We start from the raw sequence: 26,957 nt of genomic DNA, 5'->3' as shown, positions 1-26,957 counted from the left end.
CCGTCACCCACGACCCGGGAAGGAGGACCGCATGACCAGCACGTCGACCCTTGCCTCACGGGAGACGCCGCGCGTCGCGATCCGCCGCCGGCGCACGCCGGCCACCCCCTACCTCCTGCTGATCCCCGCTGTCGCGGTCCTGCTCATCGGTCTCGGGTATCCCGTGTACTGGCAGGTCGTGACCTCGCTGCAAGAGTTCGGCATGCTGCAGCAGTTCGGCGCCCCGCCCACGTTCGTGGGGCTCGACAACTACGCGCGCATCTTCGCCGACGACCGCCTGTGGGCCGTCGTCGGCCGCTCGATCGTCTTCTGCCTGGTGAACGCCTTCGTCACGGTGGCGATCGGGCTCGGGTTCGCGATGCTCATGCGGGCCGTGCACGGCGCGGTGCGGATCGTCATGCAGGTGGTGCTGCTCCTCGCCTGGGCGACGCCGCTCGTGGCGGCGGTGACCGTCTTCCGGTGGCTCTTCGACTACCGCACGGGCGTGGTGAACTGGCTTCTCGTCCAGATCGGGTTCGAGCAGTACCAGGGATACGCGTGGCTGGCGCAGCCGCTCACCTTCTACTTCGTCGCGACGCTCGTCATCGTGTGGATGTCGGTGCCGTTCGTCGCCATGTCCCTGTACGCCGGCCTGACGCAGGTCTCCGAGGAGGTCCTGGAAGCGGCCCGCCTCGACGGCGCCAACGGCACGCAGATCCTCATGCGGATCCTGCTGCCGCTCGTGCGTCCCGTGCTCGCCATCGTGCTGCTGCTGCAGATCATCTGGGACCTGCGCGTCTTCGGGCAGATCCGGCTGCTGCAGGACGGCGGCGCGCCGATCGCCGAGACGAACCTGCTCGGCAACTTCATCTACGAGCTCGGCATGGGCAGCCAGGACTTTGCCGGCGCCGCCGCCGTCTCGATCTTCGTCCTGCTGCTCACGGTGCTGCTCTCGGCCCCCTACGTGCGCAGTCTCATGAAGGAGGACGCCGCATGAGCGCCGCGACCGAGCCCGCCCCGGCGGCGGTCCGGGCGCCCACGACGGCCCCCGGTTCCGGCCAGCGCATGCCCCGTCCCGTCGCCCGGCGCAAGCCGCGCGCCGGCAAGGCGCTGCTGAGCGTGCTGGGCGTCGTGGTGTCGCTCGTGTGGATCTTCCCGGTCTACTGGATGGTGCTGTCGGCCGTCACGCCGAACGCGCGGCTGACCACCTCGACGCCGAGCTTCCTGCCGACGCACTTCACCCTCGGGAACTTCTCGAGCGTGCTGACCGATTCCGGCTTCGGGGGCGCTCTCCGGATGAGCCTGACGATCACGGGCATCGCCCTCGTGCTCGTCCTGGCGTTCGCCTTCCTCGGCGCGCTCGCGATCAGCCGGTGGCGCTTCCGCGGCCGCGCGAGCTTCGTGCTCGCGATCCTGTTCATCCAGATGTTGCCGGCCGAGGGCCTGTTCATCGCCCAGTACAAGATGCTGTCGACGGTGGGGGAGAGCGCCCCGGTCCTCGGGCTGAACTCCGTGCTCGGCATCTCGATCCTGTACACCGCGATGCTCGTGCCGTTCACGATCTGGATGCTGCGCGGCTTCGTCGCGGGCGTCCCGGCCGAGCTCGAGGAGGCAGGGATGGTCGACGGGCTCTCGCGGACCAAGGCGTTCCTGCGGATCACGTTCCCGCTGCTGGCGCCGGGCCTCGTGGCCTCCGGCGTCTACGCGTTCCTGCAGGCCTGGAACGAGTTCACCACGGCGCTCGTCCTCCTCCCCGCGGAGTCGAGCCAGACCCTGCCGGTCTGGCTGCGCAGCTTCCTGTCGGCGTCCGCGTCCCGTGGGATCGACTGGGCCGAGGTCATGGCCGCGTCGACCCTCATCGCGGTGCCGGTGATCATCTTCTTCATGTTCGTGCAGGGCCGGATGACGTCCGGGCTCGTCGCCGGGGCGGTGAAGGGCTGACGTGGACGACGGCACAGACATGACTGCAGGGCCCGGGGCCGGCCCCACTGTCGGACCTACCGTCGGACCGACGGTCGGGCTGGACATCGGCGGCACCAAGACGCTCGCCGTGCTGCTCGACGCGAGGGGCGAGATCGTGGCGCAGGCCCGGCTCGCCACCGAACGTGGCCCGCGCGGCGTGGTCGCGGGCGCGGCCCGCGCCGTGCGCGGCGTGGCGCGGCAGGCCGGGACCGACGTCGCCGACGTGGTCGGCGTGGGCGTGGGCATGCCCGGCCTCGTCGACCCGGCGGCCGGCACCGTCCGGCACGCCGTCAACGTGGGCATCGACGGCGAACCCCTGGCGCTGACGGAGCTGCTGGCCGCCGAGCTCGACGACGTCCCCGTGGGCCTCGAGAACGACCTCAACGTGGCCGCCCTCGGCGCCGCCCACCTCGAGGGCATCGCGGGCATCGAGGGCACGGCGTCCGGCGGGGCCGGGCACGACGCCCGCGGGGTCGACCTCGCGTTCCTCGCGCTGGGCACCGGGCTGGCCGCGGGCCTCGTGCTGGACGGCCGGCTGCGTCGCGGCGTCGGCGGCGCCGCCGGCGAGATCGGGCACGTGCCGGTGGACCCGGCCGGCCCCGTCTGCCCGTGCGGGCAGCGCGGCTGCCTGGAGCTGTACGCCTCCGGGACGGCGGTGGCCCGGCTGTGGCCTGCCACGACCGGGCGCCCGGCGCCCGTGGAGCTCTTCGAGGCCGCTGCCCGGGGCGTGCCCGGCGCCGTCGAGGCCCGGGAGACGTACGCCTCCGCGGTGGCGGCGGCGGTGCGCATGCTCGTGCTCACGGTGGACGTGCAGCACGTGGTGCTCGGCGGCGGGGTGGCACACCTCGGCGAGCCGCTGCTCGACGCGGTGCGCGGCGCGCTTGCGCGGGAGTCGACGTCCTCGGGCTTCCTGACGTCGCTGCACCTGCCGGAGCGCGTCCGCCTGGCCCCCGGCCGCGTCCCCGTCGGGGCCGTCGGCGCCGCTGTCGTGGGCCGGTCGGTCGCGCGGCCTGTGCCCGCGGGCGGGGTAGCCTCATGACCCGCCGCGTGATCCGACCCGTGACCCGACCCGTGACCCGCCGCGGGAGGGCCGCAATGGTCCTGGCCGGCGTCGTGACGCTGGCGCTGGCCGGGTGCGGGGTGCTGGGCGCGGACCCGAAGGAGTCCGCGCCGGACCTCGACCTGACGATGTGGCTCGTCGGCACGGACACGACGCCCGAGCTGCGCGAGTACCTCGTGCAGACCTTCGAGGACGAGCACCCCGGCGCGACCCTCACCATCGAGCAGCAGGAGTGGGGCGACCTCGTCCAGAACCTCACCCGGTCCCTGCACGACCCCGCCACCACGCCGGACGTGGTGGAGGTCGGCAACACCCAGTCGCCCACGTTCACCACCTCCGGGTCCTTCCGCGAGATCTCGCCCGAGCTGTACGAGGAGCTGGGCGGCGACAAGCTGCTGCCGTCGTTCGTGGAGGCGGGCTCGGTGGACGGTCGTCACTACGCGCTCCCGTACTACTTCGGGTCCCGGTACGTCTTCTACCGCAAGGACCTCTGGCGCGAGGCCGGGTTCGAGAAGCCGAAGACGCTCGCCGAGTTCGGCGAGACGGTGAAGGCGCTCACCGACGACGACCACGCGGGCCTCGCGATGGGCGGCCAGGACTGGCGCAACGGCATCTCCTGGGTCTTCGCCAACGGCGGAGAGCTCGCCGTGAAGGAGGGCGACGGCTGGGTCTCCACCTTGGCGGAGCCCCGCACCGTCAAGGGCCTGGAGCTGTGGCAGGACGTGTACGAGACCGCGTCCTACCTGCCGTCGACGGAGAAGGACGTCTCGTACTGGGACTTCCTCAACGACGGCGTGGAGGACGCGCCGCCCGCCGCGGCCACGATCATGGCGCCCGCGTGGGCGCGCTGGTCGATCGGCGGCCTCGAGCGCACCGACGGGGGCGAGGAGGTGCGCGACGGCATGAAGGACTCCTCGACGTTCGACATCTTCGCGCTGCCGGGCGTGGACGGCGGCCTGGCCCCGGTCTTCGCAGGCGGGTCCAACATCGCGGTCTCCGCGGCCTCCCCGAGCCCGGACCTGGCCGAGGACGTGCTGCGCGTGGTCTTCTCCGAGGAGTTCCAGACGAAGCTCGCCGAGAGCGGGCTCGGCCCGGCGAACGCCGACGCCCAGGAGGCGATGGAGGGCGACAAGTTCGGCCGGACGCTGGTGGCCACGGCCGCGGCGTCGAAGCTCACCCCGGCGGCCCCGGGCTGGGCGTCGATCGAGGACGCCGGCGTCTACGAGGACCTGTTCGGGCGGATCGCCGGCGGCGGGGACGTCGCGACGCTCGCCGCCGAGTTCGACGCGCGGCTCACGCCGATGCTCAACGCCCCGCCCGCCGAGCCCGAGGAATGAACTCCGGGATGATGTGCTGCATCCTGGAACCGAGAGACTGGAGCCCCGTATGGAAGTTGTGATCGCCCCCGCCGAGGAGCTCGCCGTGCTGGCGGCCGACGCGATCGAGACGCTGCTGCGCCGCGATCCCGCGACCGCGCTCGGTCTGGCCACCGGGTCGAGCCCGCTGAAGGTGTACGACGAGCTGGCCCGCCGCCACGAGGAGACGGGGCTGTCGTTCGCCCGAGCTCGCGGCTTCATGCTCGACGAGTACGTGGGCCTGCCCACCGAGCACCCGCAGCGCTATCGCAACGTCATCGAGACGGAGATCGCGTCGCGCGTCGCGTGGCCGGCGGACCAGGTGCACGGCCCGGACGGCCTGGCCGAGGACATTCCTGCGGCGTGCGCGGCGTACGAGCAGGCGATCACGGACGCGGGCGGCGTGGACCTCCAGCTCCTCGGGATCGGCACCGACGGGCACATCGCGTTCAACGAGCCGGGCTCCTCCCTGGCGTCGCGCACCCGCATCAAGACCCTGACGCGCCAGACCCGCGTGGACAACGCGCGGTTCTTCGACGACGACGTGGAGCGGGTGCCCGCGCACTGCCTCACGCAGGGTCTCGGCACCATCATGGAGGCGCGCCACCTCGTGCTGCTGGCCACCGGGCGGCACAAGGCCGAGGCCGTGCACCAGCTCGTCGAGGGCCCGGTCTCCGCCATGTGGCCCGGCACGGTGATGCAGCTGCACCCGCACGCCACCGTGCTGGTCGACGACGCCGCGGCCTCGCGCCTGCAGCTCGGCGACTACTACCGGCAGACCTTCGGGTCGAAGCCGAACTGGCAGGGGCTGTGATCCGTGCCCGGATCCCCGGCAGGGGGGCCGTGACGGTCGGGGAGCGTCACAGGGTGCGTCGTAGACTGCCCGGCATGAGCGATCCCCTCTCCACCCCGCCTGCCGAACCCTCGCGCGACACGGGTGCCGGCACCAGCGTGCTGGAGCGCCCGGACACCCGCGAGCAGACGGCGGAGCCGGGCGACCACGAGCGCTTCGCGCACTACGTGCGCAAGGAGAAGATCATGGAGTCCGCCCTGTCGGGCAAGCCCGTGATCGCGCTCTGCGGCAAGGTGTGGGTGCCGGGTCGCGACCCGGCGAAGTTCCCGGTGTGCCCGATCTGCAAGGAGATCTACGACGGGCTGCGGGAACCGCAGGACGGCGAACCTGGGGACGACTCCGGCAAGTGAGCGCCCAGCCACTGCCCGAGCCCGAGTCCGAGTCAGTACCCGCCCCCGCGATCGAGGCCGACGGCTTCGATCTCTTCGCGGCGGCCGAGGACCCGGCCGCCAAGGCCCTGCCGCTGCCGCAGTCGCCGTCGTCGGCCGCGGCGTCCCACCTCAGCCCCGCATTCCCGCGCCGTGCCCCGTGGGGGACGGCGTCCAACCTGCGCGCCTGGCAGGCGGAGGCGCTCGAGCTGTACCGGCAGCGCGACCCGCGGGACTTCCTCGCGGTCGCGACGCCCGGGGCGGGCAAGACGACGTTTGCGCTGCGCGTCGCCACCGAGCTGCTGGAGGCCGGCGTCGTGCGGCGGGTGGCCGTCGTCGCGCCCACGGAGCACCTCAAGCACCAGTGGGCCGACGCGGCCGCGCGCGTCGGCATCCGCATCGACCCGTCGTTCAAGAACAGCCAGGGCCGGCACGGCTCGCACTACGACGGCGTCGCCCTGACGTACGCCCAGGTCGCCGCCAAGCCCGCGCTGCACCGCGCGCGCACCGAGGCCGCCCGCACGCTCGTCATCCTCGACGAGGTGCACCACGGAGGCGACGCCCTGAGCTGGGGCGACGCCGTGCGCGAGGCGTTCGAGGGCGCCACCCGGCGGCTCGCGCTGACCGGCACGCCGTTCCGGTCGGACACCTCCCCGATCCCGTTCGTCACGTACGAGCAGGACCGGGAGGGGATCCGCCGGTCCAAGGCCGACTACACCTACGGCTACGGCGAGGCGCTGCGCGACCACGTGGTGCGGCCCGTGCTGTTCATGACCTACTCCGGCGAGATGCGCTGGCGCACGCGGGCGGGCGACGAGATCAGCGCCCGCCTCGGCGAGGCCATGACCAAGGACATGCACGCCCAGGCCTGGCGCACCGCGCTGGACCCGAACGGCGAGTGGATCCCGTCGGTCCTCGCGGGGGCGGACAGGCGACTCACCGAGATGCGTCGCGTCGTGCCGGACGCGGGCGGTATGGTCATCGCGACCGACCAGACCGATGCCCGCGCCTACGCGGGCCACCTCGCCCGGCTGACGGGCGAGAGCCCGATCGTGGTCCTGTCCGACGACGACGGCGCCAGCGCGCGCATCGACGAGTTCGCCCAGGGCGACTCGCGCTGGATGGTGGCGGTACGCATGGTGTCCGAGGGCGTGGACGTGCCGCGCCTCGCGGTGGGCGTCTACGCCACCAGCACCTCCACCCCGCTGTTCTTCGCGCAGGCCGTCGGCAGGTTCGTCCGCGCCCGTAAGCGCGGCGAGACCGCGTCCGTCTTCCTGCCCAGCGTGCCGCTGCTGCTGGAGCTGGCGAACGGGATGGAGATCGAGCGGGACCACGCGCTCGACCGGCCCCAGACGGCGGAGGAGCAGGGCATCGAGTACGACCCGGAGGCGGCGCTGCTGGCGGCCGCCAACCGGGAGGAGAAGGCGTCCGGCGAGCTCACGGGCAGCTTCGAGGCGCTCGAGGCGCAGGCGTCGTTCGACCGGGTGCTGTTCGACGGCGGCGAGTTCGGCACCGGCGCCGACGTCGGCTCGGCCGAGGAGCTCGATTTCCTCGGGCTGCCGGGGCTGCTCGAGGCCGACCAGGTGACCACGCTGCTGCGGCAGCGGCAGGCCCAGCAGGTCCGCGGACGGTCCGGCGCCGCGTCCTCCGAGGCCGCGCTCGAGCAGTCCGAGGCGGAGCACCGGCGGGCCGCCGACCTGCGCAAGGAGCTCTCCAAGCTGGTGTCCGCCTGGGCGCGCAAGAGCAGCACCCCGCACGGGTCGGTGCACACCGAGCTGCGACGGCGCTGCGGCGGCCCCGAGGTGCCGCTCGCCACGGCCGACCAGCTCACCGCGCGGATCGAGATGGTGCGGGGCTGGTTCGTCGGGAAGCGGTAGGGCCGGCGCTCAGGTGAGCGGGAGCTCGACGGTCGGGATGGCCGCGTCGCCGGCGGAGAGGCGGCGTCCGCCGCGCGGCAGCTCGGCCCGGGCCTGCAGGTGGTGGCGCGCCGCGGTCTGGACGCCGTACGGGCCCACCCAGCGGGAGTCGACGGCGCCGTCCACCACGAACGGGACCAGCAGACCGCGCAGGTCGGGCCGCTCGCCGTCGTCCACCGGCTCGCCCGGGTCGCCGTCCTCGGGCGACCACGCGAGGACGAGGTCGTCGGCGCCCGTGACCAGCACCTCCTCGACGGCGCGGCCGTCGGGGCCGTACCGCCGGGCCGCGGACTTGCGGCCACCCTGGCTGGACTTGTGGGCGGACGCCTTCGCCACCGGCTGCAGCACGCCGGACGCGTCGGCCCGGGCCACGAGCTTGTAGACCATCCCGCAGGTCGGCGCGCCCGAGCCCGTGACCAGCGACGTGCCGACGCCGTAGACGTCGACCGGCATGGCCGCGAGCCCCGCGATGGCGTGCTCGTCGAGGTCGGACGTCACGACGATCTTCGTGCCCGTGGCGCCGAGCTCGTCGAGCTGGCGGCGCACCTCGACGGCCAGGACGCCGAGGTCGCCCGAGTCGAGGCGTACGGCGTCGAGCGACGTACCGGCCGCCGCGATCGCGTTCTCGACGCCGCGCCGCACGTCGTAGGTGTCGACCAGCAGGGTGGTGCCGGACCCCAAGGACGCGACCTGCGAGTCGAACGCCGAGCGCTCGTCGTCGTGCAGCAGGGTGAACGCGTGCGCGGCCGTGCCGATCGTGTCGAGCCCGTACCGCATGCCGGCCTCGAGGTTGGAGGTGCCCGCGAACCCGCCCACCACGGCAGCCCGGGCGGCCGCCACGGCGGCCTGCTCGTGCGCCCGGCGGGACCCCATCTCGAGCACGGGGCGGTCCACGGCGGCGCTCGTCATGCGGGAGGCGGCGGAGGCGATCGCCGAGTCGTAGTTGAGGATCGACAGGACGAGCGTCTCCAGGAGCACGGCCTCGGCGAAGGTGCCCTCGACCTGCAGGACGGGGGAGCCGGGGAAGAAGATCTCGCCCTCGGCGTAGCCCTGGATGCTGCCGGTGAACCGGTAGCCGCGCAGGAAGTCGAGCGTGCGGTCGTCCACGACGCCCGCACGCTCGAGGAACGCCAGCTCCGCGTCCGTGAAGCGGAAGTGGGCGAGGGCCTCCAGGACGCGGCCGGTTCCGGCGAGGACGCCGTAGCGCCGGCCCGCCGGCAGCCGCCGCGTGAACACTTCGAACACGCAGTGCCGGTGCGCCGTGCCGTCCGCGAGCGCGGCCTGCAGCATGGTCAGCTCGTACCGGTCGGTGAGCAGCGCCACCGACGGTCGGACGGCCGGGAGCGGCGCGGCGGGCACCGAGTCCGGGATCCGCAGACCAGGCAGGGTGGGGGTGGCCGGCGCAGCGCCCGGCGAGAGGGCGGCGCTGCCCCGGGGCTCGTCGGTCATGGGGACACGGTAGGGCGCCCGCGGAGATCCGGCAGTTCGGCGCCCGCCAGTCGGACGGTCGACGCCCGGCACTCGGCTGTGCCTAGGCTGGGGCGGTGAACGGGGTGATGACGCTCGCGACGGCAGTCGCGGGGACCGAGGTGCAGCGCGAGACGGACGCCGAGCAGACGGCGGCCGTCGCGGACCCATGGATCACGATCGTCTGGAACGACCCGGTCAACCTCATGTCGTACGTGAGCTACGTCTTCGAGAGCCACTTCGGCTATCCGCCGCCCAAGGCGCAGAAGCTGATGATGCAGGTGCACCACGACGGCCGGGCCGTGGTGTCGACCGGGCCGCGCGAGCGCATGGAGGTGGACGTGCAGGCCATGCACGGGTTCGGGCTGTGGGCCACGCTGCGTCGGTCCGGCGAGTCGGACGGGGGTGCGGCGTGACGCCGTTCCGGTCCGCCCCGGTGGGCTACGTGGCCCGGTGGGAGCCGGTGGAGCGCGAGGTGCTCGCGCGGGTGGCGCGCGACGTCGCCGAGCTGGTGCGCGCCGAGTCGGGTCTGGAGCCGGGCGTCGAGGTCGGCGACGGGGTCGCCTTCACGGGCATCGGGCGGGTGCCGCAGGACCCGGCGGTGCAGCGGCTGCTCCCCGATGCGCACGACGAGGACGCGGACGTCGCGACCGAGTTCCGCCACCTCACCCAGACGGACCTGGCGGCGGGGAAGGTCGCGCGGCTCGTCGCCTTCGCGGAGGAGATCGACCCGGACGACGACCTCCCCGGGCTGGAGGGCGACCTCCGGGGCACCGCGGCCCTGGACGAGGCGGAGGTCGTGGTGCCCCGCGAGTCGGCGCAGGAGTTCGCGGGGGCGCTGACCGACGTGCGCCTCGTGCTGGCGGAGCGGCTCGGCCTCGTCGACGACTCCGACGTCGAGTCCCTGCACGACGACGTCCTGGCGGGCGTCGACGACGAGGAAGACGACGACGATGACGACGGCGACGGCGAGCTTGCCGGCTGGGAGCGTGCGGGTCTGACCGGCGCGGAGCGGCGGTACTGGGGCGGCGTCTTCGTCGCGGCAGGCTTCGCGCAGGAGTCGCTGGTCGACGAGATGCTCGCCGACCTGCGGGCGGGCCGCCCCACCCTGTAACCCGCCCCGTCATCGCTGTGGCGGGCGCCACGCCGTGTCGCTGCTCACCCTCGAGTGTCCTGACGGTCCGTCACGACTAGGCTGCTCGGCGTGAACGACGCCCCCATCGGGATCTTCGACAGCGGCGTCGGCGGGCTGACCGTCGCGCGCTCCATCCTCGACCAGCTGCCGCACGAGCAGGTGCTGTACCTGGGCGACACAGCCAACAGCCCGTACGGGCCCAAGCCGCTCGCCGCCGTGCGGGCGATGGCGCTGGCGGTGATGGACCGGCTCGTCGACGAGGGCGTGAAGATGCTCGTCATCGCCTGCAACTCAGCGACCGCCGTCGCGCTGCCCGACGCCCGCGAGCGGTACACCGTGCGGCGCGGCATCCCCGTTGTCGAGGTGATCCGCCCGGCCGCGCGCCGCGCCGTCGTCGCGTCCAAGACGGGCCGCATCGGCGTCATCGGCACGAAGGCCACCATCGACTCCCGCGCGTACGACGACGCCTTCCATGTGACGCCCGGCCTGGAGATCACGACGCAGGCGTGCCCGGAATTCGTCCCCCTCGTGGAGCGCGGGCTGACGACCGGCCCCGAGGTGCTCGAGGTGGCGCACCGGTACCTCGACCCGGTGCGGGCCGCGGGCGTCGACACCCTTGTGCTGGGCTGCACGCACTACCCCCTGCTCGCGGGCGCGGTGTCGTACGTCATGGGCGAGGACGTGACGCTGGTGTCCAGCGCGGAGGAGACCGCCAAGGACGTGTTCCGGAACCTGGTCTCGCACGACCTCGAGCGGTCGCCCGGCGCCCCGGAGCCCACGCACCGCTTCCTCGCCACCGGGACTCCCGAGCCGTTCCAGCAGCTCGCGAGGCGGTTCCTCGGCCCCGAGGTGGCGCTGGTGGAGGCGGCGTGAGGCTCGTCACCGTCGGCGTGGCCGGGTCGTTCCCGGGCCCCGCGTCGCCGGCGTCCGCGTACCTGCTGCAGGTGCCCGCCGCGCTGGCCGCGGCGTCGGGGCTGACGGGCGAGGACGCACGCGACTGGAACGTCGTGCTGGACCTGGGCAACGGCGCGCTCGGCGCGCTGCAGCGGCACGTCGACCCGCTCGACCTGGACGCCGTCGCCCTCTCCCACCTGCACCCGGACCACTGCGCCGACCTGTCCGGGCTGTACGTGTACCTGCGGTACCACCCGGAACGGGGCTCGGCGCGCACGGGCTCCAGGCGCGGGCTGCCGGTGATCGGTCCGAGCACGACCTCGGAGCGGGCGGCCGCGATGTACGGGCTGGAGCCCGGCGAGTCCATGGCGGGGGAGTACGACTTCCACACCTGGCGCACGGGCTCGGCGGTGCGCGTGGGGCCGTTCGAGCTGGAGCCGTTCGCGGTCTACCACCCGGTGGAGGCGTACGGCATCCGGGTCACGGGCCCGTCGAGCGAGCGGCCGGGAGAGCAGGTCACGCTCGCCTACTCCGGCGACACCGACAGCTGCGACGGCCTCGTCGCCGGCGCGCGGGACGCGGACCTTCTGCTCGCCGAGGCGGCGTTCCAGGAGGGTCGGGACGACGGCGTCGAGCGCGGCATCCACCTGACCGGCCGGCGCGCGGGCGAGGCCGCGACGCAGGCGGGGGCGCGCCGGCTGCTGCTCACGCACCTGCCGGTGTGGAGCGCCCCCGAGGTCGCGCTCGCCGAGGCGCGGTCGGCCTACGACGGCCCCGTCGAGGTCGCGGTGGCCGGCGGGGTGCACGATCTGTGAGCGGTAGCCTCGGCCCCGTGAACGCTGCTCCATCCACGCCCCGCCCTGCTTGGCCCGCGGTCGTCTGCGACCTCGTGTGCGTGCTCGTCTTCACCGTGGTGGGCACGCTCAACCACGCCACCGCGGGTGTCGGCCACGTCGCGCTGGTCGGCCTGCCGTTCGTCGTAGGGCTGGCCGTCGGCTGGGTCGCGACGCGCGCCTGGCGGGCGCCCGCGCAGGTGTGGCCCACCGGCCTGGCCGTGTGGTTCGCCACGGTCGCGCTGGGGCTCTTCCTGCGGCCGGTGCTCGGCATCGGCGGCGTCGAGGTGTCGTTCGCGATCGTCACCGCCGTCTTCCTCGGCGTCACGATGCTCGGCTGGCGCGCCCTTGCGCCGCTCGCCGCCCGCCGCGCCGCGTAGGCGCGCTGCCGGCCGCGCAGCGGCGCGCCACTACCCGCCTGCTGGAGCTGCTCGACGAGGGCTGCGCCCCGCAACCCCGGGGTTCGTCAGCGCGTCAGGGCCTCGGCGATCGCGGGGGCGAGGGCGCGGAACGCCTTGCCGCGGTGGCTGATCGCGTTCTTCTCGGCCGGCTCCAGCTCGGACGACGTGCGCGTGCCCGGCGCCCCGTCGGGGCCGGCGTCCTGCTCCGACGGCACGTGGATCGGGTCGTAGCCGAACCCGTTCTCGCCGCGCGGGGCGCGCACCAGCGTGCCGGGCATCTCGCCGAGGCACACCTCCTCGCGGTCGGGCGTCACCAGCGCGGCCGCGCAGACGAACGCCGCGCCGCGGTGCTCGTCGCGGACCTCGGAGAGCTGCGCGAGCAGCAGCTCGAGGTTCGCGACGTCGTCGCCGTGCCGGCCGGCCCACCGGGCGGAGAAGATGCCGGGCGCGCCGCCCAGCACGTCCACGCTCAGGCCGGAGTCGTCGGCGACGGCGGGCAGGCCCGTGGCCGCCGCCAGGGCGCGGGCCTTGATGAGGGAGTTCTCGACGAACGAGACGCCGTCCTCGACCGGCTCGGGTGCCCCCAGGTCGCCCGCGGTGACGACGGCGTCGTCGGGCAGGGAGTCCAGGCCGGGCTGCTCGCGCAGGATGGCGCGCAGCTCCACGAGCTTCTTGCGGTTGTGCGTGGCCAGCACCAGCCGCGCGCCGGGCGGCACGACGGTGGTCGCGTCGACCACCGTCAGACCTCCTGTGCCAGCGCGGCGCGCTGCGTCTCGGTCAGATCCGCCGTGCCGGCGACCGCCAGGTCGAGCAGCGCGTCGAGCTCCGCGCGGTCGAACGGCGCGTGCTCGGCGGTGCCCTGCACCTCGACGAACGTGCCGGACCCGGTGGTCACGACGTTCATGTCCGTCTCGGCCCGCACGTCCTCCACGTAGGGCAGGTCGAGCATCGGGGTGCCGTCGATGATGCCGACGCTCACGGCGGCGACCGAGTCCGTGAGGACCTGCTTGCCGCCGGTGACGTGCCCGTGCCGTGCGCCCCACGCGACGGCGTCGGCGAGGGCCACGTAGGCGCCGGTGATCGCTGCGGTGCGGGTGCCGCCGTCGGCCTGCAGCACGTCGCAGTCCAGCACGATCGTGTTCTCGCCGAGGGCTGAGACGTCGACGACGGCGCGCAGGGCCCGGCCGATGAGGCGGGAGATCTCGTGCGTGCGCCCGCCGATCTTGCCCTTGACCGACTCGCGCTGGCTGCGCTCGTTCGTCGCGCGGGGGAGCATCGCGTACTCCGCCGTGACCCAGCCCTCGCCTGAGCCCTTCTTCCAGCGCGGCACGCCCGCGGTGAAGGACGCGGTGCACAGCACCCGGGTCTTGCCGAACTCCACCAGCACGGAGCCCTCGGCGTTCTCGGTCCACCCGCGGGTGATGGTCACCGGGCGGAGCTGGTCGGGCGTGCGGCCGTCGACGCGCGTCGTGGTGGCAGGTGTAGCGGCGCCGGGGGAAGCAGGGGAAGTCATGCCGCCACCCTAGACGAGCGCCGCTCCGAGGATGGCGGCCGATCGATGAGTCTGCCCTGGTGCGGACGTCACATCCTGCAGGGCCCCCGCCGGCCCTCTCGTCCCCGAAGGAGACTCATGGCCAAGCTCATCTACTCGATGATCACCTCGCTCGACGGCTACGCCGAGGCCGCGGAGGGCAGCCTCGGTACCGGCGCCGAGGACCCGGAGGTGCACACCTTCGTCGGCGACGTCTTCCGCGACGTGGGCACGTACCTCTACGGCCGGCGGATGTACGAGACGATGGTCTTCTGGGAGACCGCGCACACCGATCCCGACGCGCCGCCGCACATCCTGCAGTACGCGCGGGACTGGCAGGCCGCCCAGAAGGTCGTGTACTCCACGACGCTCGAGTCGGCGTCCAGCGCGAAGACCCGGATCGAGCGGACCTTCGACCCGGACGCGGTGCGCAAGCTCAAGGCCGAGGCCGACCACGACCTGACCGTCGACGGCCCGAACCTCGCGGCCCAGGCCATCAGGGCCGGCCTGGTGGACGAGTACCACCTGTTCATCACCACGAGCGTGGTCGGCGGCGGCAAGCGGTTCTTCCCCGACGGCGTCCGCCTCGATCTCGACCTGGTCGAGGAGCGCGCCTTCGACAGCGGGCTGATCTACGCGCGCTACCGGACCCGCTGAGGCCGCGGCCCGGTCGGCCCACCGCGCCGGGCCGCGCGGCCGTGCCCACCGGCGCGGGCCCGGGCAGGGCACGGCCCTAGGATCGACGGGTGCACCTCACCGCTACCGACCTCGCGTTCGCGTACCCCGGCCGCCCGGTGCTCGACGGCGTGAGCCTGCGCGTGTCCGACTCCACCCGGCTCGGCGTGGTGGGGGAGAACGGTTCCGGAAAGTCGACCCTGCTGCACCTGCTGGCCGGTGACCTGCGCCCCGCGCGCGGCGAGGTCCGGCGGCGGGGGAGCGTCGCGCTGGTGGAGCAGGAGCTCGCCACGACGCCCGGCCAGACGGTCGGTGACCTCGTGCGCGGCACGCTGACGGGCCTGCGGACCCTCGCGGCCGAGCTCGAGGCCGAGGCCGCGGCGTTCGATCACGAGTCGGGGGACTTGCGCCGGCTGTCCGGGCTGCTCGCCCGGGCGGAGCACCTGGCCGTGTGGGACGCCGACCGCCGGGTCGAGGTCGCGCTGAGCCGCCTCGAGGCGGAGCGGGACCCCGACCGCCGCCTCGACACCCTCTCCGTCGGGCAGCGGTACCGCGTGCGCCTCGCGTGCCGGCTCGCCGAGCGTGCCGACCTGCTGCTCCTCGACGAGCCCACCAACCACCTCGACGACTCGGCGATCGAGTTCCTCACGGGGGAGCTGGTGGCCTGGCGCGGCGGCGTGGTCGTGGTGACGCACGACCGCGAGCTGCTCGACGACGTGGCCACCGGCATCCTCGACCTCGACCCCTCGATGGACGGCAAGCCCGTGCTCTATGGGCAGCCCGGCTATCTCGCGTACCGGTTCGCGAAGAACCAGGCGCTGCACCGGTGGCGCCAGCGCTACCGGGCAGAGCAGGAGCGCGCCCGCGTGCTCGCCGAGCGGCTCGACACCTCCTACGAGGGGCTGTCCGACGAGTGGCGCCCCGAAAAGGGCTCCCAGAAGCACCGGCGGGCCACCCGGGCGCGCATCCACGTCAAGGCCGCCGACCGGCTGGTGCAGCAGCTCGAGGCCGAGGCCGTCGAGGTGCCCGTCCCGCCGGCGCAGCTCGCGTTCCCCGACCTGCCCGCGATGTCGCCAGGCTGGGACCCGGGGGACCCGCTCGTCGAGCTGCGGTCGCCGCGGGTCGTCGCCGACGACCCTTCGACCCCTCGACAGCCTCGGGACGGCGCAGGCTCAGGACGGCGCGGCGGGCCCGCAGTGCGGCTCGACCTGCCCGGCACGCGGGTGGCCGTGCCGCCGTCGGGACGGCTGCTCGTCGTGGGCCCCAACGGGGCGGGCAAGTCGACGCTCCTCGCGGCGCTCGCGGGCCGCGTCGGGCTGGAGCGCGGCACGCGGTCGGTCACGGCGGGGGCGCGGCTCGGCGTCGTGACGCAGGAGGGTCGCACCGCCGTGCCGGCCGGGCAGGACGCCGCGCGGTCCGGGTTCGACGCGTACGCCGCCGAGGCGCTCGAGCTGCTGGAGCGGGGCGAGCTGGACCCGGAGCACGTGGTGCCGGTCGCCGCCCTCGGCCTGCTGAGCGAGGAGGACCTGGACCGGTCCCTCGCCGAGCTGTCGGCCGGTCAGCGGCGCCGGTTCGAGCTGGCGAGGGCGCTGCTGCACGCCCCCCACCTGCTGCTCCTCGACGAGCCCACCAACCACCTGTCGGTGGACCTGGTGGACGAGCTGACGCGGGCGTTGATCGCCACCCCGGCCGCCGTCGTCGTCGCGACGCACGACCGCCGCATGCGCGCCGACCTCGCCGACTGGCCGGTGCTCGACCTCAGCTGAGGCGGCCCGCCCAGGCCATCGCCTGCTTCACGAGCATGCCCTGCCCGTGGATCATCTCGGCCTGCACGGTGTCGCTGCATGCCTCCTCCGGCGTCAGCCACGCGAGGTCGAGCGCGTCCTGCTGGGGGCGGCAGTCGCCCGCCACGGGCACGACGTACGCCAGGGAGACCGCGTGCTGGCGCGGGTCGTGGTACGGCGTGATCCCGGGGGTGGGGAAGTACTCGGCCACAGTGAAGGGTTGCGGGGACGCCGGGACCTGCGGCAGGGCCACGGGGCCGAGGTCCTTCTCGATGTGCCGCAACAGCGCGTCGCGCACCCGCTCGTGGTAGAGCACACGGCCGGAGACGAGCGCGCGGGTCATCGTGCCCAGGGGGGTCACCCTGAGCAGCAGCCCGATGGCGACGACGTCCCCCGAGTCGTCGACCCTTACCGGCACGGCGTCGACGTACACGAGCGGCAGCTGGGCGCGCACGGCCGCCAGGTCCTCCGGGGTGAGCCAGCCGGCAGGCTGCGGCTCGTGGTAGAACTCGTCGTCGGGAGGGAACTCGGCCGTGTCGGTCACAGGTCGTTTCTACCAGCCCACGAGGGCGACCACCGCGCCGGGAATACTGCGGCACGCACCGGTGCTGTGCCGAGGAGACCCCCATCGGAAGGATACCCATGGCTACCGTCGAGCTCACCGACGACACGTTCGAGAAGACCGTCACCGACAACGACATCGTGCTGGTCGACTTCTGGGCCGACTGGTGCGGCCCGTGCAAGCAGTTCGCACCGGTCTACGAGGCCTCGTCCGAGGAGCACGCGGACGTGGTGCACGCCAAGCTCGATACCGAGGCGAACCAGCAGATCGCCGCCGCCGCCGGCGTCAGCGCCATCCCCACGCTGATGGCGTTCCGCGAGGGTGTGCTCGTCTTCAACCAGGCCGGCGCCCTGCCCGCCCCCGCCCTCAAGCAGGTCGTGGACGCGGTCAAGGAGCTCGACATGGACGACGTGCGCGCCCAGATCGCTGCCGCGAACAACGGCGCGCCGCAGGCCTGATCGCCGCAGCGTCAGCACCACCGACGACGGCTGCCCCGGGATGCCCGGGGCGGCCGTCGGCGCCTACGCTCACTGACTCCGGCCAGATACTGCTGGGCGTGTCCCTACGTGAGCGAGCGGCACTTTCATGTCGATGAGCACACGGCTCCCAGGGTCGTGAGCTATGCCCGGAGGCAGAACGGGTGGCCGGCTGGGTCGCGGAGGACTCGGAACCGGTCCGGGCTCGGCTGTTCGATCACCTGGGTCGCGCCGAGGCGCAGCACCTCCTCCTCGGCAGTGTCGAGGTCCTCGACCGCGAGGTCGAGGTGGAGCTGTTGTGATCGTTCGGCGGACGGCCAGGTGGGCGGCAGATAGCCCTCGACGCGGGCGGTGCCCAGGTAGAGCGAGTCGACCTCGACGGCGCAGAAGTCGGGTGTCTCGACCACGACCTCGCCACCGAGGACGGCGGCCCAGAAGCCGGCCAGCACGGCCGGGTCGGTGCACTCGAGGTTGATGGAGGCGATGCGGGCGACGCTCATGGTTCTCCTGGTGCTTCAGATAGCGAGGACGTGGGTGTCGAGCAGGCTGCGATCGCCGTCGAGGCCGTGGCTGAGGGCGGCCGCGACGTCGTCGTGCGGAGTACCGAGGCGGATGGCGCTGACCTCGTCGAGACGGTGGTAGTGCTCCTCTCCGAGCTCCAGGTCCAGGGACCGGAGGTATGCCTCGAGGTGGGCTGGGGTCCGGGGGCCGATGATCGGGACCATCGAGATGGACGTGAGGGAGGCACGGCGGCGCAGCCAGGCCAGGGACGTCTGGACGGGGCTCGTGCCGAGGTCGTCGGCGACGGCCAGCACGGCGTCGACCACCGCGGTCCGTCGGGCGTCAGTCTCGACACCCGGTCCGCGCGCGCTGAGCCGCCCCTGCCCGCCCTGGCGGTACTTGCCGGTCAACAGGCCGCCTGCGAGCGGTGAGTAGAGCGCGACCCCCAGGCCGTGGGCCTGCGCCATGGGCAGCAACTCCCTCTCGGCGGACCGCTCGGCCAGGCTGTATTCGGTCTGGATGCCGACCAGCGGCGCGAGGCCGCGCAGGTCGGCCCGGGTGGCCGCACTCGCTACGCGCCAGGCAGGGAAGTTCGACAGTCCGCCGTGCAGGATCTTGCCGGCGCGGATCAGGTCGTCGAAGCCGGACATGATCTCCGCGACGGGGGTCGTGCCGTCGGGGAAGTGCGGCATGAAGACGTCGACGTAGTCCGTGTTCAGCCGGCGCAGGCTCTGCTCCAGGGACCTGACCATGGTCTTGCGGCTGTTTCCGGTCGTGCCCGGCCGGGCCTGGGCGTCCCGGGTACCGGTGTACTTGGTGATCACCACGAAGTCGTCGCGCTGCCGGCCCAGCAGCCCACCGAGGACGGTCTCGGCTTCGCCGCCCTGGTAGATGTTCGAGACGTCGAACGTGGTGCCGCCGGCCTCGACGTACGCCTCGAAGATCTGGCGGGAGCCCTCTAGCCCGGCACTGGCGTCGGCCGAGCCGAAGTTGGCGGTGCCGAGGACGTACTCGGAGACGCGGAGCCCGGTGCGTCCTCCGAAGGTCTGGTAGCGCATGAGGGAGCTCCTGACGGTTGGAGACGGGTAGAGTCGCTAACGTACATCTAAAACGAAGGGTCGTTCTATTTCATGCCGAAGGTCACCCAGGCGCACCTCGACGCACGGCGGGAGCAGATCCTCGACGCCGCCCGCGCCCGCTTCGCCAGCCACGGTTTCGCCGGGACGTCCATGGCCACCCTCGTCGCCGTGTCGGGTCTCTCGACCGGGGCGATCTACCGGTACTTCTCGAGCAAGGACGAGATCGTCACCGCCGTCTGTGAGCAGTCGTCCGATGACGTGTTCCCGACCCAGCTCACCGCCGAGTCCGTCCACGGCATGCTCGAGCGCATCCGGACGATGGCTCGCGAACGCGACCACGCCAGGCTCGTCGCCCAGATCTACGCCGAGGCTGCTCTCTCCCCATCCCTTGCGGCCATCGTCGACCAGCAGCTCGCCGGCCTGCGGTCCGCCGTCGTCACCCTGCTCGCCGACCGCCTGGACGACGAGGCCGCGAAGATCGCCGAGGCCTTTGTGGCCGTCTGCGTCGGCTACAGCCAGCAACTCGCAGTGAGAGGCGACCTTGACCCCGCACCTTTCGCCGCCGCGCTCATGGCGATCCTGAAGCAGTAGCTGGCCGGACCTCCCGGCCGAGAATCCCAGGAGGAGGGCCAGGGCGCCGCGGGCGACATCGTCGGGCGGGCGGCAGGAGCTCGGCCACACGCAGGTGAGCGATGTCCAGGCGATGTCCCGGATCGTGTCGGTGGCGATCGCGTCGCTGATCGCGCGCGCAGCGACCGGCCGGGTGCCCCGCCGCAGCCTGCATGGACTCATCGACGCACCGACTCATCCCCGACGCCGACCTGCTCCGCGACCGCGGTCGAGGCTGTCGTGGGTGCGCGAGGCGGGACTCGAACCCGCACGTCCGAAGACACTGAGACCTAAACCCAGCGTGTCTGCCAGTTCCACCACTCGCGCGCCGGCCCAGTGTAGGCGCGGCGGTGTGACGTCAGTCGAGGCCGAGCGTCTTGCGCAGGCGTGCGACGTGCCCGGTCGCCTTGACGTTGTACTGCGCCACGGCGACCTTCCCGTCCGGGTCCACGACGACGGTGGAACGGATGACGCCCACGTACGTCTTGCCGTAGTTCTTCTTCTCGCCCCAGGCGCCCCAGGCCTCGAGCGCGGCGTGCTCGGTGTCCCCGGCGAGCGGGAAGGTGAGCGCGTCGCGCTCGGCGAACTTCGCGAGCTTGTCCACGCCGTCGGGGGAGACGCCGACGACGGCGTACCCGGCGCCCTGCAGGGACGCGAGGGAGTCGCGGAAGTCGCACGCCTCGGTGGTGCAGCCCGGCGTCATCGCGGCGGGGTAGAAGTACACGACGACGCCCTGGCGGCCCGGCTCCGAGAGTGCGGTGGCGAGCGAGAAGGTGCCGGTGGTGTGCCCGGTGCCCGACCGGCCGGGCAGGACGGCGGGCAGCTCGAGGGCGGGGGCGGTGTCGCCGACGGCGAGGCGGGTCACGGGCACTCCTTCGGGTGGAGGGGGGGGTGGAGGTGGGTCGGTGCCGGTCGAGCCTAGACGCCGCCGTCGTCTAGCGTTGTCCCGTGACCGACGCCGTGCCCAGCACCACACCCCTGCCGATCCGCATGCTGCACGACCGCCTGCTCGTGCAGCCCGAGGTGGACTCCTCCGAGCGACAGTCGACGGCGGGCCTGGTGATCCCCGCGACGGCGTCCGGGCCGAAGCGGCTCGCGTGGGCGGTGGTGGTGGCCAAGGGCGAGCACGTGCGCCAGGTGGCCGTCGGCGACCGCGTCCTGTTCGACCCGGAGGACCGGGCCGAGGTGGACCTCGGCGGCACGGACTACGTGCTGCTGCGCGAGCGCGACGTGCACGGCGTCACCGAGACCGCCGACGAGGGCGGCGCCACCGGGCTCTACCTCTGACCTGTCCTGACCTGCTCGTGACACCGGTCGCCCCTACGGTGGGGCCATGACCGGCGACGACGCCCTCCGGGCCGCGGACCCCCTGGACCTGCTCGCGCTCGACGGCGAGCTCAGCGCCACCGAGCTCGAGACCCGCGACGGGGTGCGGGCGCTCGTCGACGAGCACGTCCGGCCGCACGTCGCGCGCTGGTTCGCCGACGGCGTCTTCCCGCTCGACCTGGTGCCCCGGCTCGCCGACGCCGGGCTGCTCGGCATGCACCTGCACGGGCACGGCTGCGCGGGGCGGTCGGCGGTCGAGTACGGGCTGGCGATGGCCGAGCTGGAGGCCGCGGACTCCGGGATCCGCACGTTCGTCTCGGTGCAGGGCTCGCTCGCGATGACGGCGATCGCCAAGCACGGCTCGTCCGAGCAGCAGGAGCGCTGGCTGCCGGGCATGGCCGCGGGCGAGCTCATCGGCTGCTTCGGCCTCACCGAGCCCACGGCCGGGTCCGACCCGGGGGCCATGCGCACCACGGCGACGCTCGCCGGCGACGAGTGGGTACTCGAGGGCAGCAAGCGCTGGATCGGGCTGGCGTCCGTCGCGCAGGTCGCCGTGATCTGGGCGCGGGCTGACGACGGGGACGGGCCCCGCGTGCGCGGGTTCCTCGTCCCCACGGACACGCCGGGATTCCGGGCCACGCCGATCGAGCCGAAGCTGTCGCTGCGGGCCTCGGTGCAGTGCGACGTCGCGCTCGGCGGCGTGCGCGTCCCGGCCGACGCGATCCTGCCCCACCACCCCGGCCTGGCGGGACCCTTCGCATGCCTCGACGAGGCGCGGTACGGCATCGCGTGGGGCGCGACGGGCGCGGCGCGCGACTGTCTGGAGGTCGCGCTGCGGCACGCGGGGGAGCGGGTCCAGTTCGGCCGCCCCCTCGCCGCGTTCCAGCTCACCCAGGCCAAGCTGGTGGACATGGCGCTCGAGGTCTCCCGCACGCAGCTCCTCGCGCTGCGCCTGGGGCGGCTCAAGGACGCCGGCCGGCTGGAACCGCACATGATCTCGATAGGCAAGCTGGCCAACGTCCGGTCGGCGATCGAGGTGGCCAGGACCGCGCGCACGGTGCTTGGCGGCGACGGCGTCACGCTGCAGCACTCGCCCATGCGGCACGCGGCGAACCTCGAGTCGGTGCGCACGTACGAGGGCACCGACGAGGTGCACACGTTGATCCTCGGGCGGCATCTCACGGGCCACCAGGCGTTCCGGTGACGCCTGTCGTGCAGGTCACAGGTTCGCCCCACGGACCCGGTGACGTGCCGGCTCCGGGGGGCTGGTAATGTTTCACACCGCCGGCGCCATTAGCTCAATGGGTAGAGCAGCTGACTCTTAATCAGCGGGTTCGGGGTTCGAGTCCCTGATGGCGCACCACAAGCCCCGTCCGGCAGTGCCGGGCGGGGCTTTGCCGTCCCCGCGCACCGTTCTTCCATGGCCGTGGTGGGCCTCCTCCGGTTCGTGCAGCGGGTGCTCGGGCTGGGGTGAGGGGTCAGGATGGGGCGATGATCTCCACCGAGCTCGCGGCCCGGCTGCGCGACGCGGGGCTGGTGTGGAACCCCGCCGACGGCGACCGGTTCCGCATCGACGCCCCCGATCTGTCCGCCGACGTCTTCACCGTCAGCACGATGACGATCCAGGCGCACGACTTCCCGACCGGCACCATCCTCGGCTTCAACGGCACCACGGAATGGGCGCTCGACTCCGTCGCGATCGAGGACACGCTGTGGCTACCGCGCGAGGACCAGCTGCGCGACCTGCTGCGCACCACCTTCCTGGGCCTGCGCCGCGCGGACGACGGCTACGAGGTCGAGGTCGAGCTGCTGGGTGAGCACCGGGCCTTCGCCGACCCCGAACCGACCGGGGCCTACGGCAAGGCGCTGCTCGCCCTCGTCGAGCTCAGCTCCTGAGGAGGGCCGGCGGACGGGGCTGTCGGACGGGGCTGTCGGAACCGGGCTGTCAGAACCGGGCTGTCAGAACCGGGCTGTCGGAACCGGGCGCCGGGCCCGCATACCCTTGACCCGTGCCCGATCCCGTGACGTCCGAGCCCGCCGACGGCCCCGGTGCCGACACCCGCGCCGCCGCTGAGCTGCCGCTGTACCGCCGCCAGCCCGTGAGCTTCGTGCGGCGCAGCGCGCGCCTCACCACCGCCCAGCGCAAGGCGTGGGACACCCGGCGCGACCGGTACGTCGTCGAGGTGCCGCGCGACCTCACGGTGACGTCGGTCGACCCGTCGTGGCGGCTCGACCCGGCGCAGGTCTTCGGTCGCGCGGCGCCGCTGGTGCTCGAGATCGGGTCCGGGCAGGGCGAGGCGATCGTGTCGGCCGCGGCCGCGCACCCCGAGCGCGACCATCTCGCCGTCGAGGTGTACACCCCGGGCCTGGCACAGGCGATCGTGCGGGCCGGCCATGCGGGTGCCGACCCTGGTCGGGCCGGGGGCGCCCCCGGGAACGAGCTCGGGAACCTCCGGCTGGTGCAGGCCGACGCCGCGGAGCTGCTGGCCACCGCCCTGCCCGCCGCGTCGGTCGACGAGCTGTGGGTCTTCTTCCCCGACCCGTGGCACAAGTCCAAGCACCAGAAGCGGCGCCTCGTCACCCCGGCCTTCGCCGAGCTCGCGGCCCGCGTGCTGCGCCCCGGCGGCGTCTGGCGCCTCGCCACGGACTGGCTGCACTACGCGGAGCAGATGATCGCGGTGCTCGATGCCGCCCCCGACTTCCGCAACGCGCTTGGGACGGGGGAGCGGGCGCCGCGCTTCGACGGCCGCGTGCTCACGAGCTTCGAGAAGAAGGGTTCCGCGGCGGGACGGGTCGTGACCGACCTTGAGTACGTCCGCCGCTGACCTGTGGACCCGCCCGCGTAGTGACTTGCGCCATACCGCCCGCCTCTAGCAGGGTGTGCCTCGCGAAACGTTATCGCCCGGGGCAGCGTTGCCTCGGCCACCCGCATGAGCCAACGGAGGCATCATGACCGACCTGTCCACGGCAGGGCCGCCCGGGGAGACCGAGTACCAGAGGGTGCAGCGGTCGGCAGAGTTCCAGAGTTTGCGGCGGGCTTTCCGCAACTTCGTGTTCCCGATGACGGCGCTGTTCCTCGTCTGGTACTTCGTCTACGTGCTGCTCGCCAACTACGCGCACGATTTCATGAGCATCCGGCTGGGCGCGAGCAACATCACCGTCGGCCTGCTGTTCGGGCTCGGCCAGTTCGTCACCACGTTCGTCATCACGATGCTCTACGCCCGCTGGGCGAACCGGAAGTTCGACGCCCGGGCCGACGCCCTGCGGCGCGAGATCGAGGGGGACGAACTGTGACCGGCCTGCTGACCGCCTCCCCCACCCCCGTCGTGCTCGCCGCCGAGGCGACCGATGTCGGCAATCCTCTGGTGAACATGGGCATCTTCGCCGCGTTCGTCGTCGTCACCCTGGTGATCGTCTTCCGGGCGTCGCGGCAGAACAAGTCCGCCGCCGACTTCTACGCCGGCGGCCGTAACTTCACCGGCCCGCAGAACGGCACGGCCATCGCGGGCGACTACCTGTCCGCTGCGTCGTTCCTCGGCATCTGCGGCGCCATCGCCGTCAACGGCTACGACGGCTTCTTGTACTCCATCGGCTTCCTCGTGGCCTGGCTCGTCGCGCTGCTGCTCGTCGCGGAGCTGCTGCGCAACACCGGCCGCTTCACGATGGCGGACGTGCTCTCGTTCCGGCTGCGCCAGCGGCCGGTCCGGATGGCGGCCGCGCTCGCCACCCTGCTGGTCGTCTTCTTCTACCTGCTCGCGCAGATGGCGGGTGCCGGGGGGCTGGTCGCGCTCCTGCTGGGCGTCGACAGCCGGGCGGGGCAGAGCCTCGTCATCGCCGTCGTCGGCGCGCTGATGATCCTCTACGTGCTGGTGGGCGGCATGAGAGGCACCACCTGGGTGCAGATCATCAAGGCCGTGCTGCTCATCGTCGGCGCCGCGATCATGACGTTCTGGGTGCTGGCCAAGTTCGGGTTCAACCTCTCCGACCTGCTCGGCGGGGCGGTCGACGTGGCCGGGCCGGGTGGCCAGGCGCTGCTCGAACCGGGCAAGCAGTACGGCGAGTCGGGCACCACCAAGCTCAGCTTCCTGTCGCTCGCGCTGGCCCTCGTGCTCGGCACCGCCGGCCTGCCGCACGTGCTGATGCGGTTCTACACCGTGCCCACGGCCAAGGAGGCGCGGCGCTCGGTGGTGTGGGCGATCTGGCTGATCGGCATCTTCTACCTGTTCACGCTGGTGCTCGGGTACGGCGCGGGCGCGCTCGTGGGTCCCGACGCGATCCTCGCCGCGCCGGGAGGGGTCAACTCGGCCGCGCCGCTCCTGGCGTTCGCCCTCGGCGGTGAGATCCTGCTCGGCCTGATCTCGGCGGTGGCGTTCGCGACGATCCTCGCGGTGGTGGCCGGGCTGACGATCACGGCGGCGGCGAGCTTCTCGCACGACATCTACGCCAACGTGATCAAGAAGGGGAAGGTCAAGGCCGACTCCGAGGTGCGGATCGCCCGCTGGACCGTCGTGGTGATCGGCATCATCGCGATCATCGGCGGCATCTTCGCCCAGAACCAGAACGTCGCATTCCTCGTGGCGCTCGCGTTCGCGGTCGCGGCCTCTGCCAACCTGCCGACCATCGTGTACTCGCTGTTCTGGAAGCGGTTCAACACCTCGGGCGCGCTGTGGAGCATCTACGGCGGTCTGATCTCGTGCATCCTGCTCATCGTGCTCTCGCCCACGGTGTCCGGGAACGAGACGGCGATGTTCCCGAGCGCCGACTTCGACATCTTCCCGCTCACGAACCCCGGCCTGGTGTCGATCCCGCTCGGGTTCATCCTCGGGATCGTGGGCACCTTCGTGTCGAAGGAGAAGCCGCACCCGGAGAAGTTCGCCGAGATGGAGGTCCGGTCGCTCACCGGCGCCGGCGCTGAGAGGGCGACCGCCAAGCACTAGTCCGCGAGAGAGAACCCAGTTCGCCGAGATGGAGAAGCTCGGGGGACACCGCGACCAGTCGCGGTGTCCCCCGAGCTTCTCGGCGAACTGGGTTCTCTCTCGCGGTGGGTCTCAGCTGCCCGACGTCGCCAGAGAGCCGTCGGAGCTGAACACCAGGCCGAGGGTGATCTCGCCCTTCTGCAGCGCGGCCTTGGTCAGCGGGCCGCCCGCGTCCAGGGACCGGAACTCGGCGAACGACAGCCCGTAGGTCTCCTCGAGGCCGGGCTGGCAGAACGGGCGCTCGGTGCACTCCGGCCCGGCGCCGAGCACGAGCCCGCCACAGGCGGCGGCCAGGTCGCTCAGCGTCGTGAGGTCGTGCTCGGTGGCGAACGCCTCCGTGACGGCGAACGCGTTCTGGTCCTGCGCCGGGGACGGCGCGCCGAAGACCAGGCCGGCGTCGTCGCCCAGGCTCGTGAGGGCGTCGACCGTCGCGTCCAGGTCACCACTCGCGACCGGCTCGGCGTCGGCGCCGTTGGCGTCCTTGTTGAGGAACTCCGTGAGCGTGCCGACGTACTCGGGCACCACCTGCACCTGGTCGCCCTTGAGGAGGGCCGGCAGGTACGTCTCGCGGTTGCCGATCGTGGTGACGGTGGCGTCGTAGCCGGCACTCTGCAGCACGTCGGCGTAGATGTTGCCCAGGGTCGCGCTCTCGGCGAAGTCCGCCGCGCCGATGGCGACGCTGACCCCCTCGCCGGCGGACGCGTCGTCGGCGGTGAGGCCGGCGTCCTCGACGAACTGCGCCGCGACGTCCTCGGACGTCTTGCGGTCGATGTCGACCGCCTTGTTGAGCTCGATGAGCGTGTCGGTGTCGAGCGCGGCCGACACGGTGTCCAGCAGCGGGATCAGGTCGGGGGACTGCGCCGCGGCCTCGGCGTTGACGGCCGGGATGATGTTGTCGACCGTCTGCAACTTCTTGTCGTCCTCGAGCACCACCAGGGCGTCGCCGGGGACGGCCTCGCAGGTCGCGGCCGCGTCGCCCGAGGCGGCGGAGGCGGACGACCCGCCACCTCCTGCCGAGCCGGGCTCGCCGCAGGCGGCGAGCAGGGCAGCGACGCCGACGGCGGCGGCAAGGGCGGCCGTCGTGCGACGCAGGGTGGTCGAGCGGTGGGAGGTCATCGTGCTCTCCGTCCGTGGAGGGATCAGGGGTGCTTCCAGGGTGGGTGGGGGAATCGCCCTATTCGACCGCGAGGGTCCCGGCGGGGCAACCGGTCCGTG

General features: G+C 72.9%; 30 protein-coding genes and 2 tRNA genes. 23 read left to right on the top strand and 9 right to left on the bottom strand.

Annotation, left to right across the window (positions count from 1 at the left end; genetic code table 11):
- The first annotated feature begins 31 nt into the window (after positions 1-31).
- The 7 genes from AC1C2V_RS00285 to AC1C2V_RS00255 all read left to right on the top strand — a co-directional run bounded on the left by AC1C2V_RS00285 (position 32) and on the right by AC1C2V_RS00255 (position 7,454).
- Entirely contained in the window at positions 32-976 is a 945-nt protein-coding gene (locus AC1C2V_RS00285) for a carbohydrate ABC transporter permease (RefSeq protein WP_495387576.1), read from the top strand.
- Entirely contained in the window at positions 973-1,920 is a 948-nt protein-coding gene (locus AC1C2V_RS00280) for a carbohydrate ABC transporter permease (protein ID WP_495387575.1), read from the top strand. The genes AC1C2V_RS00285 and AC1C2V_RS00280 overlap by 4 nt, the downstream gene beginning before the upstream one ends.
- Before the next feature lie 19 nt (positions 1,921-1,939).
- Positions 1,940-2,980, top strand: coding sequence for an ROK family protein (locus tag AC1C2V_RS00275; protein ID WP_495387574.1), 1,041 nt, complete (start codon positions 1,940-1,942; stop codon positions 2,978-2,980).
- Positions 2,981-3,000: 20 nt separating this feature from the next.
- The gene (locus tag AC1C2V_RS00270; protein WP_495387573.1) at positions 3,001-4,338 is read left to right on the top strand and encodes an extracellular solute-binding protein; all 1,338 of its coding nucleotides are present in this window, start codon (positions 3,001-3,003) and stop codon (positions 4,336-4,338) included.
- Between the two features lie 49 nt (positions 4,339-4,387).
- On the top strand, positions 4,388-5,170 hold the full coding sequence (gene nagB, locus AC1C2V_RS00265; RefSeq protein ID WP_495387572.1) for a glucosamine-6-phosphate deaminase: 783 nt from the start codon (positions 4,388-4,390) through the stop codon (positions 5,168-5,170).
- A 74-nt stretch (positions 5,171-5,244) separates the two neighbouring features.
- The gene (locus AC1C2V_RS00260) at positions 5,245-5,559 is read left to right on the top strand and encodes a DUF3039 domain-containing protein (RefSeq protein WP_495387571.1); all 315 of its coding nucleotides are present in this window, start codon (positions 5,245-5,247) and stop codon (positions 5,557-5,559) included.
- 113 nt (positions 5,560-5,672) lie between these two features.
- Positions 5,673-7,454 carry a DEAD/DEAH box helicase gene (locus AC1C2V_RS00255; protein ID WP_495388415.1) on the top strand — a complete coding sequence of 594 codons (1,782 nt, stop codon included), beginning with the start codon at positions 5,673-5,675 and terminating at the stop codon, positions 7,452-7,454.
- Positions 7,455-7,463: 9 nt separating this feature from the next.
- Here AC1C2V_RS00255 and AC1C2V_RS00250 read toward each other — a convergent pair whose 3' ends face one another.
- Complete coding sequence (locus AC1C2V_RS00250) at positions 7,464-8,783, bottom strand: nicotinate phosphoribosyltransferase (RefSeq protein ID WP_495388414.1); 1,320 nt, start codon at positions 8,781-8,783, stop codon at positions 7,464-7,466.
- Between the two features lie 266 nt (positions 8,784-9,049).
- On the opposite strand from AC1C2V_RS00250, the gene clpS reads away from it, so the two are divergent.
- The 5 genes from clpS (at position 9,050) to AC1C2V_RS00225 (ending at position 12,202) form a co-directional block, all read left to right on the top strand.
- Complete coding sequence (gene clpS, locus AC1C2V_RS00245; protein ID WP_495388413.1) at positions 9,050-9,376, top strand: ATP-dependent Clp protease adapter ClpS; 327 nt, start codon at positions 9,050-9,052, stop codon at positions 9,374-9,376.
- On the top strand, positions 9,373-10,074 hold the full coding sequence (locus AC1C2V_RS00240; protein ID WP_495387570.1) for a DUF2017 family protein: 702 nt from the start codon (positions 9,373-9,375) through the stop codon (positions 10,072-10,074). Before clpS ends, AC1C2V_RS00240 begins: the two co-directional genes overlap by 4 nt.
- A gap of 90 nt (positions 10,075-10,164) precedes the next feature.
- Entirely contained in the window at positions 10,165-10,968 is an 804-nt protein-coding gene (gene murI, locus AC1C2V_RS00235) for a glutamate racemase (protein ID WP_495387569.1), read from the top strand.
- Positions 10,965-11,804, top strand: coding sequence for an MBL fold metallo-hydrolase (locus AC1C2V_RS00230; protein ID WP_495387568.1), 840 nt, complete (start codon positions 10,965-10,967; stop codon positions 11,802-11,804). Before murI ends, AC1C2V_RS00230 begins: the two co-directional genes overlap by 4 nt.
- 17 nt (positions 11,805-11,821) lie before the next feature.
- On the top strand, positions 11,822-12,202 hold the full coding sequence (locus AC1C2V_RS00225; protein ID WP_495387567.1) for a DUF3054 domain-containing protein: 381 nt from the start codon (positions 11,822-11,824) through the stop codon (positions 12,200-12,202).
- Positions 12,203-12,288: 86 nt separating this feature from the next.
- Here AC1C2V_RS00225 and AC1C2V_RS00220 read toward each other — a convergent pair whose 3' ends face one another.
- Entirely contained in the window at positions 12,289-12,960 is a 672-nt protein-coding gene (locus AC1C2V_RS00220) for a non-canonical purine NTP pyrophosphatase (protein ID WP_495387566.1), read from the bottom strand.
- A gap of 2 nt (positions 12,961-12,962) precedes the next feature.
- Entirely contained in the window at positions 12,963-13,736 is a 774-nt protein-coding gene (rph, locus tag AC1C2V_RS00215; RefSeq protein WP_495387565.1) for a ribonuclease PH, read from the bottom strand.
- Positions 13,737-13,853: 117 nt separating this feature from the next.
- Between rph and AC1C2V_RS00210 the strand changes: the two genes are divergently transcribed.
- Both AC1C2V_RS00210 and AC1C2V_RS00205 read left to right on the top strand, forming a co-directional pair.
- Positions 13,854-14,411 (top strand): dihydrofolate reductase family protein, encoded by a 558-nt coding sequence (locus tag AC1C2V_RS00210; protein ID WP_495387564.1) that lies wholly within the window; start codon positions 13,854-13,856, stop codon positions 14,409-14,411.
- Positions 14,412-14,500: 89 nt separating this feature from the next.
- Positions 14,501-16,195 (top strand): ATP-binding cassette domain-containing protein, encoded by a 1,695-nt coding sequence (locus tag AC1C2V_RS00205; protein ID WP_495387563.1) that lies wholly within the window; start codon positions 14,501-14,503, stop codon positions 16,193-16,195.
- Here the strand turns inward: AC1C2V_RS00205 and AC1C2V_RS00200 are convergent.
- Positions 16,188-16,757: an NUDIX hydrolase family protein gene (locus tag AC1C2V_RS00200; RefSeq protein ID WP_495387562.1), complete on the bottom strand. Its 570-nt coding sequence runs from the start codon at positions 16,755-16,757 to the stop codon at positions 16,188-16,190. The two genes, AC1C2V_RS00205 and AC1C2V_RS00200, sit on opposite strands and share 8 nt — an antisense overlap.
- A gap of 98 nt (positions 16,758-16,855) precedes the next feature.
- Here AC1C2V_RS00200 and trxA point away from each other — a divergent pair, with 98 nt between their 5' ends.
- A complete protein-coding gene (gene trxA, locus AC1C2V_RS00195) occupies positions 16,856-17,233 on the top strand; it encodes a thioredoxin (RefSeq protein WP_495387561.1) in 378 nt (125 codons plus the stop codon).
- Positions 17,234-17,394: 161 nt separating this feature from the next.
- On the opposite strand, the gene AC1C2V_RS00190 is transcribed toward trxA, so the two are convergent.
- Positions 17,395-17,751, bottom strand: a complete 357-nt coding sequence (locus AC1C2V_RS00190) for a VOC family protein (protein ID WP_495387560.1) — start codon at positions 17,749-17,751, stop codon at positions 17,395-17,397.
- Between the two features lie 15 nt (positions 17,752-17,766).
- Positions 17,767-18,810, bottom strand: coding sequence for an aldo/keto reductase (locus AC1C2V_RS00185; protein WP_495387559.1), 1,044 nt, complete (start codon positions 18,808-18,810; stop codon positions 17,767-17,769).
- A 72-nt stretch (positions 18,811-18,882) separates the two neighbouring features.
- On the opposite strand from AC1C2V_RS00185, the gene AC1C2V_RS00180 reads away from it, so the two are divergent.
- Positions 18,883-19,422, top strand: a complete 540-nt coding sequence (locus AC1C2V_RS00180) for a TetR/AcrR family transcriptional regulator (RefSeq protein WP_495387558.1) — start codon at positions 18,883-18,885, stop codon at positions 19,420-19,422.
- 263 nt (positions 19,423-19,685) lie between these two features.
- Here the strand turns inward: AC1C2V_RS00180 and AC1C2V_RS00175 are convergent.
- Positions 19,686-19,767, bottom strand: a tRNA-Leu gene (locus AC1C2V_RS00175).
- Positions 19,768-19,798: 31 nt separating this feature from the next.
- Complete coding sequence (locus AC1C2V_RS00170; protein ID WP_495387557.1) at positions 19,799-20,305, bottom strand: peroxiredoxin; 507 nt, start codon at positions 20,303-20,305, stop codon at positions 19,799-19,801.
- A gap of 125 nt (positions 20,306-20,430) precedes the next feature.
- Between AC1C2V_RS00170 and AC1C2V_RS00165 the strand changes: the two genes are divergently transcribed.
- From AC1C2V_RS00165 to AC1C2V_RS00135, 7 genes are all read left to right on the top strand, one after another.
- Positions 20,431-20,727 carry a GroES family chaperonin gene (locus AC1C2V_RS00165; RefSeq protein ID WP_495388412.1) on the top strand — a complete coding sequence of 99 codons (297 nt, stop codon included), beginning with the start codon at positions 20,431-20,433 and terminating at the stop codon, positions 20,725-20,727.
- A gap of 46 nt (positions 20,728-20,773) precedes the next feature.
- Positions 20,774-21,970, top strand: a complete 1,197-nt coding sequence (locus AC1C2V_RS00160) for an acyl-CoA dehydrogenase family protein (protein WP_495387556.1) — start codon at positions 20,774-20,776, stop codon at positions 21,968-21,970.
- Positions 21,971-22,053: 83 nt separating this feature from the next.
- Positions 22,054-22,129: transfer RNA gene (locus AC1C2V_RS00155), tRNA-Lys, on the top strand.
- A 128-nt stretch (positions 22,130-22,257) separates the two neighbouring features.
- Entirely contained in the window at positions 22,258-22,662 is a 405-nt protein-coding gene (locus tag AC1C2V_RS00150; RefSeq protein WP_495387555.1) for a pilus assembly protein CpaE, read from the top strand.
- 113 nt (positions 22,663-22,775) lie between these two features.
- Entirely contained in the window at positions 22,776-23,591 is an 816-nt protein-coding gene (gene trmB, locus AC1C2V_RS00145; RefSeq protein WP_495387554.1) for a tRNA (guanosine(46)-N7)-methyltransferase TrmB, read from the top strand.
- Between the two features lie 124 nt (positions 23,592-23,715).
- Positions 23,716-24,060: a DUF485 domain-containing protein gene (locus AC1C2V_RS00140; RefSeq protein WP_495387553.1), complete on the top strand. Its 345-nt coding sequence runs from the start codon at positions 23,716-23,718 to the stop codon at positions 24,058-24,060.
- A complete protein-coding gene (locus tag AC1C2V_RS00135) occupies positions 24,057-25,703 on the top strand; it encodes a monocarboxylic acid transporter (protein WP_495387552.1) in 1,647 nt (548 codons plus the stop codon). The genes AC1C2V_RS00140 and AC1C2V_RS00135 overlap by 4 nt, the downstream gene beginning before the upstream one ends.
- Before the next feature lie 111 nt (positions 25,704-25,814).
- Here AC1C2V_RS00135 and AC1C2V_RS00130 read toward each other — a convergent pair whose 3' ends face one another.
- A complete protein-coding gene (locus AC1C2V_RS00130) occupies positions 25,815-26,858 on the bottom strand; it encodes a glycine betaine ABC transporter substrate-binding protein (protein WP_495387551.1) in 1,044 nt (347 codons plus the stop codon).
- Positions 26,859-26,957 lie beyond the last annotated feature (99 nt).

The organism is Isoptericola sp. Y541, from assembly GCF_059445465.1.
The sequence above is the reverse complement of the archived record's forward strand: the minus strand, read 5'-3'. Positions and strand labels throughout refer to the sequence as shown.